The sequence below is a fragment of the Paenibacillus sp. A3 genome (assembly GCF_001399685.1).
Lineage (GTDB): Bacteria > Bacillota > Bacilli > Paenibacillales > NBRC-103111 > Paenibacillus_G.
The window spans coordinates 1-5,800 of record NZ_JTHN01000326.1; the positions used below are offsets into that span (position 1 = coordinate 1).

The 5,800-nt window shown below is 55.9% G+C and carries 7 protein-coding genes; 3 read left to right on the forward strand and 4 right to left on the reverse strand.

Annotated features, from left to right (window positions below; genetic code table 11):
• The 4 genes from QJ48_RS34100 to QJ48_RS34115 form a co-directional block, all read right to left on the reverse strand.
• A partial coding sequence (locus tag QJ48_RS34100; protein WP_193394548.1) for a 6-phosphofructokinase occupies positions 1 to 391 on the reverse strand: 391 nt, incomplete at its 3' end.
• A gap of 48 nt (positions 392 to 439) precedes the next feature.
• Complete coding sequence (locus QJ48_RS34105) at positions 440 to 1,465, reverse strand: tetraprenyl-beta-curcumene synthase family protein (RefSeq protein WP_193394549.1); 1,026 nt, start codon at positions 1,463 to 1,465, stop codon at positions 440 to 442.
• A 37-nt stretch (positions 1,466 to 1,502) separates the two neighbouring features.
• Positions 1,503 to 2,108 carry a hypothetical protein gene (locus tag QJ48_RS34110; protein WP_054977723.1) on the reverse strand — a complete coding sequence of 202 codons (606 nt, stop codon included), beginning with the start codon at positions 2,106 to 2,108 and terminating at the stop codon, positions 1,503 to 1,505.
• 92 nt (positions 2,109 to 2,200) lie between these two features.
• Complete coding sequence (locus QJ48_RS34115) at positions 2,201 to 2,518, reverse strand: hypothetical protein (protein ID WP_054977724.1); 318 nt, start codon at positions 2,516 to 2,518, stop codon at positions 2,201 to 2,203.
• A 184-nt stretch (positions 2,519 to 2,702) separates the two neighbouring features.
• Between QJ48_RS34115 and QJ48_RS34120 the strand changes: the two genes are divergently transcribed.
• The 3 genes from QJ48_RS34120 to QJ48_RS34130 all read left to right on the forward strand — a co-directional run.
• Entirely contained in the window at positions 2,703 to 4,061 is a 1,359-nt protein-coding gene (locus QJ48_RS34120) for a hypothetical protein (protein WP_054977725.1), read from the forward strand.
• Positions 4,058 to 5,248, forward strand: coding sequence for an MFS transporter (locus QJ48_RS34125; RefSeq protein WP_054977726.1), 1,191 nt, complete (start codon positions 4,058 to 4,060; stop codon positions 5,246 to 5,248). Before QJ48_RS34120 ends, QJ48_RS34125 begins: the two co-directional genes overlap by 4 nt.
• A gap of 163 nt (positions 5,249 to 5,411) precedes the next feature.
• On the forward strand, positions 5,412 to 5,800 hold a 389-nt coding region (locus QJ48_RS34130), incomplete at its 3' end, for an ABC transporter ATP-binding protein (protein ID WP_157261849.1).

The following is a 5,800-nucleotide window of genomic DNA, read 5'->3' on the forward strand; positions in this document are numbered from 1 at the left end:
CGTTGTCGATCGTTCCCGGCAGTCCCATCGTTTTAATTCCGAGCTTGCTCAGCTTGTTCGCGCCTTGATAAGAGCCGTCCCCGCCGATGACGACGAGCCCGTCGATTCCGCGCTTGCGCAGGTTGTCCGCAGCGAGCTGCTGCCCTTCCGGCGTAACGAACTCCTTACAGCGTGCCGTTTGCAGAATCGTTCCGCCGCGCTGAATGATGTCGCCGACGCTCCGCAGGTCCATCTCGCGGATGTCGTCGTTGATGAGCCCGGAATAGCCGCGCTGCACGGCGAATACTTCAAGACCGTGATACAAGCCGCTGCGCACGACGGCGCGAACGGCCGCGTTCATCCCCTGGGAATCGCCGCCGCTCGTGAGTACCGCAATTTTTTTTACAGACATGGTGGTTCCTCCTCGTCATCTTGACTGTCTCTTTAATTGTATATAGGATCAAGAGGTTTTGCGGATCCAAATACTGTTAATGAAGAAAAACAAGCGCATGAGCGGACTGTCCTTCATCAACTTCCGGGATATCGTCTTCACTTGCCGCTGCTTGCTGACTTTAGGATCAGACAAGTACAGCGCCAGCAGTCCTTCGATAATCATCCGGTGAAATCCCGGATGCTCGAGCTGTTCCGACTTGCTCTTCGCCTCCTCCACAATGAAGGCGATGCGTTCGACGGTTCGATCCATATTATCGTAGTAGCTGCAGAAATTAAGATCGCCGCCGGCCAGATCTTCCTCTTGGTCTATCAAATAATCAAGCAAAATGTGAAGTCCGCAAATGTACGGGAAGTACGCTTCGTGAATTTGCCGGACCGTTTCCGGCTGCAGCTTCGGATCGGAAGCAGCCAAAAACAACATGAAAACGCCAAGCGTCGATCCCGTAGCCGCGGCAAATTCATTCCACGCGACCGCCGGAAACCGTCCCCGGTGCTTCTCCCACCAAGACAGCAGCGCATCCTCGCGCAGCTCCCGGTGAATGTGCTTATACACCTGCAGATCGCAGTACAGACCGACAAGCTCGCGCACCGAATCCGCTGCAAGCGGGTAAGAGGGCAGCAGCCGGAGACTGGCTTGACATGTCTTGACCAGCTCGTTCAAATAACCGGCGTCGTCCTTCTCTTCCCGGAATTCGTAATAATCGTGCAGCGGCTCCGCCGGATCGACCGCATCGAGCATCGATTGATGCAGACGCCGAAAATCTTCGGGATCGAGCGAAGTGCTCCGGTCGCACAAGTTGTCCAAGTAATCGCTAATCGTCTGGAAAGCGACGATCAACGGAATGAGCACATGACGCATGGGCAGATTCGCTACGGCATAGACCGAACCGCCTTCGCAGTGGAACTGCTTGCTGGTCATGCTGGCGATCGCTTGCTTTCGGAGCTCGGGATCGGGCATCGCTTCCGCTTTTTCTCGCCAGTGGCGAAGCTGCTCCCTCACCTCCGGCAGCGCATAGCGATACACGCGCAGCATAAGTCCAATCGGGCGTTGGGGCACATCGGCTGACGAATTACGGCGACTCAAGCAACGATCCTCCGCCTCCGCTTTGGACATAGCCGTATTCGAGAAGCAGGCGCATCTCAAGCCATTGGATATGCTCCAGAAGCTCCTCGGCCTGCTCGTCCCGTATCCGGGTGACGTGCCGCTCGACCAGCTCGTTAAACGCACAGGGATCCCAACCGGACCCGGATGCCCACTCCTCCAGCCGTTCCCTGAACGCCGTATTTTTAATGCCCTGCAGGTCTGCCGTCTGTACGTAACCGTAGGCCCGCTCCGCAAGCTCCGCATAAATCGGCAGGCTGCGCGCCATGCGAAACCAATAGGCGGCGTTAGGATAATCGCCTTCCATCCGGTGCATGATTCCGTGCCAGTAGCTGCCTGCGGCATTATGAATTTCCTGGGATAGCGCATGCGATTTCTCCAGGCTCTCGTTAAACAAATGCAGCCCCGCTTTTACCGTCAGCGCATAGGCTTTCCGTTCCCCTTCGAAGGCGTCCAGCGACAGCTTTCCGATCTTGATATCGGCCAAGTCGTCGAGCTCTTCGTCGGGATACAGCGAAGGTTTATGCGACGTCAGCTGCGCTGCGAGCCTGCCTAGACTATCGGTCCAACTCAAGCTTACACCCTCCTTCTGCGTACCGTGTTGCCATTCCATAGCATTGCATGCATCGGGGTTCCCCCCATTATATTCGGTAATGGGCCGCGCAATCAGTGATGAACCGCACGATCGGGCATGTCCTGATGAACCCGGAACCATAAATGCAGCTCGTTGATCGTGCTGGCCAGATCGGCGATTTCGCTGTTCAAGCTGCAGGACGTCGGAAAATGCTCTTCCACATTGAGTTGCTCCTGCTTCGCGATAATGACCCGTTCCAATTGCTTGATCCGATCGGGAATGCTGCCGCGGATTTTCTCCCAGCGCAGAAGCATCTCCGCTTGTTCCTGCTGGCTGTAGTCCTCAAAGTCCTGTTCAAGACGGGGCAGCGGAATGCCGAGACGTTCGTCCAGTTCAAACGTGTAAGTCATCTCCGTTTCCACCTTTCTCACCTTTTCTTAATTATGCAAAAGGCACGCACCGTTTGATCGATCCGTTTATCTATATAAATGTATCACGAACGATGAGCCGCTTCCAGTAGGTACTTTAAATTTTTCTCCCTTGACTCCCCTATCCATGTTATAATGTTTGGCATGTGAAAAGAGGGAAGTCAACATGAACGATATGCAGCAAACCCGCATTACGTTTCGGCAGCTGCTTGCCTTCTTTGTTCCCCTCGGAATGTCGGCGAGCCTTGTTACGATCTCCCATGTCATCATTAACAGCACGCTGGCGCGCGCGGCCTCGCCCGAGATTGTCATCGCAAGCTACGCCCTGCCGATGAGCATTCTGGGCATTACCGAGAGACCGGCGGTCCTGCTGCGGCAGACGTGCTCCGCATTGGTGCGCGACCGCCTCTCGTTCCGCGCTTTGACAGCGGTCAGCCTTTATGTTCTCGGGGCCATCTTCCTCATCGGCGTATTCCTCAGCTACACCCCCGTCGGACCGTGGGTGTTTTTGCGTTTGTTCGGGGTCGACGCTGCAATGGTCAAGCCGATGGTAGAGGTGTACCGCATCTTGATGTTCGTCAGCATTTTTTCGGGCATCCGCTGCATGTTTCACGGCATTATTATTTACAACATGCGGACCAAATGGCTGACGATCGGCATGGCGATCCGGCTTGCCGGGATGTACGCGCTCTCGCTCTATTTTATACGGACCGGCGTCACCAGCGGAACGGTCGGCGCAATCATCTTCCTGACGGGCATGGTCATCGAAGCCGCCGTGAGCTTCTGGGAAGGAAGGGCTTTGTTAAAAAACGAAATTCCGGAGAAGCAGCCGGACCATCCGATCGAGAAGCCTTCGCAGGTGTTCCGGTTTTACCGGCCGCTGCTGTTCTCGTCGGTCATTGCGGTCATTTCGGGACCGGCGATCAACGCCTTTCTCGGAAAAACGACGGACTTGAAGCTGGCCATCGCCTCGTTTGCAATCGCCGCCAGCCTCACGAACCTGGTGCAGAGCTTTTTTTCCTATGTACATCAGATTGTGCTGAACTTTTACCGCAAGGATGCGGCTTCCGTGGTCCGCTTCACCTTGATGCTCTCGCTCATCCCGAGCCTGCTGATCGCCTTGCTCGCTTATACGCCGGCAGGACCGTGGTTCATGCAGCACGTCATGGGCGTTAACGAGCGGTTGATGCAGGCAAGCCTGTCGACGCTCCGCGTCTTTATGCTGATGACGTTCGTGTTCCCATGGCTCGATTTCGGCAACGGACTGCTGATGCTGCGCAGCCAGACGAAGGTGATGGTCTGGTCTCAAGCCGCAAACGTGTGCGTAACGCTGCTGGTCCTTGTGCTGTGCGTCGCCCAGACTCCGGGCTGGAACGGCATGATCGGCGCCTTGGCTCAATCGCTCGGCGTCGCGGCGGAAGCGGCGGTCGTCTGGGCCGTACTCCGCTCGGCTCTGCGGGAAGCCATTCCGAGGCCGCTGCCGGTCGCGAACCGAAAACCTAACGAATCGAGTGAAAGCTTATGAGTATGTCCAAACCCCCGCGCAACGAGATTGTGCTGCGCGGTTTTACGTTTACGTATTACATGACGATGGCCGTGATTACGTCGTTCTTTCCTTTATATTTCCAATCGAAAGGCTTTTCCACGCTGCAAATCGGACTTTTATATTCGGTCGGTCCGATGATCGGGATCTTCTCGAACTTAGTTTGGGGTGTAGCCAGCGACAAGGTCCGCAGCGTGAAAAAGATTTTGAACGTCATTTTTATCGGGCAGCTGCTGATGGCGGCTTGGACGTTTCACACCGATACGTTCGGGCTTCTGCTAGTGCTGATGGCCGCCTTCTTCTTTTTCCAGTCGCCGACCACCTCGCTCAACGACAGCTTGATTCTGCTTACCGTGAGCCGGAACGGCAAAAGCTATGCGTCCTTCCGTGTCTGGGGCTCGATCGGCTTCGCCTTCGCCGCCCTCGTGTTCGGCCAGCTGCTCAAAAGCTACGGCGCGGGTCTGACCGTGGCGCTGTGCCTCGGCACGATTGCCTGCTCCCTGCTGCTGTCGTTCCTGCTTACGGATACGCGGGACGCCAATGTAAAAAAGCCGGACTTTTCCGGGCTTCTCCCGATCATCGGTTCCCGGTCGTTTCTCGCGTTCCTGCTTACAGTACTGACGGTATCCATCGCCCACCGGATGAATGATGGCTTCCTCGCCTTGTTCTTGCAGCGGCTCGGCGGAGACCAATCCGTCGTCGGCTGGTCGTGGATGATGTCGGCGCTCAGCGAAATTCCGGTCTTCTTCCTGCTCAGCAAGTACGGGCACAAGCTGAAGGAGCTGCCGTTGCTGGCGCTCTGCTGTATGGCTTATGCCATACGCTTCCTGCTCATGAGCCTGGTGGATAACCCGATGTGGGTCATTGCCATTCAGATGATGCATTCGATCACGTTCGGCGTATTTTTGTTTACGACCATCCGGTACATTCAGAGCGTAGTCCCCGATCATTTCCGGGCCAGCGGCCAGGCGGTATTCGCGATTACGTGGTCCGGTCTGGCCGGGCTGCTCAGCGGCACGATCGGCGGTTGGGTGTTCAACAGCTGGAGCCCGCATGCCATGTATGCGGTCGGCTCCGTACTCTCGTTCGTCGCCATGCTCGGATTTCTTGTCCTGTACGCCAAAGCGAAGAACGTTGCGGCAGGGGCACAGCAAGATTCATTGCAATAGCTGCAGGATTGGCCGCCCTGGCAAACGTCTATTACCAAACGGACGTTCCGGCGGCTTTTTTGCCTGCGACTCTTAAAGTTTTCTTAACTTTTCATCTTTTTCCACTTCTGAATGGAACGGTCGTCTATACTGAATTAGAAAAATTCAACAACGGAGGGGTTATGTGCTTGCGGTAGAACATTTGTCACACAGCTTTCGCAGCGGCAGCGAGAACACGCCTGTCCTGCACGAAATTAACTTCCGGGTGGACAAAGGAGAAATGATCGCCCTGCTCGGCAGCTCCGGCTCGGGAAAGTCGACGCTGCTGAACCTGATGGCCGGCTTGATGAAGCCGACGTCCGGGAGCATTCTGATCAGCGGCCAGGCGATCGAAAAAATGAGTGAAAACCGGCTTGCGGAATTCCGCCGGACGCATATCGGCTTTATTTTTCAATCGTACGAATTGATTCCGCATTTGACCGTCCGCGAGAACGTCGAGCTGCCGCTTGTGTTCCAAGGCCTGCGCGGCAAGCATCGTCGGGAGCAAGCCGTGTCGCTGCTCACCAAGGTCGG

Coding starts and splice junctions, on each gene's coding strand:
- QJ48_RS34105 (WP_193394549.1), bottom strand. CDS start 1,465: ATGCTGCGCGTGTATCGCTATGCGCTGCCGGAGGTGAGGGAGCAGCTT.
- QJ48_RS34115 (WP_054977724.1), bottom strand. CDS start 2,518: ATGACTTACACGTTTGAACTGGACGAACGTCTCGGCATTCCGCTGCCC.
- QJ48_RS34120 (WP_054977725.1), top strand. CDS start 2,703: ATGAACGATATGCAGCAAACCCGCATTACGTTTCGGCAGCTGCTTGCC.
- QJ48_RS34125 (WP_054977726.1), top strand. CDS start 4,058: ATGAGTATGTCCAAACCCCCGCGCAACGAGATTGTGCTGCGCGGTTTT.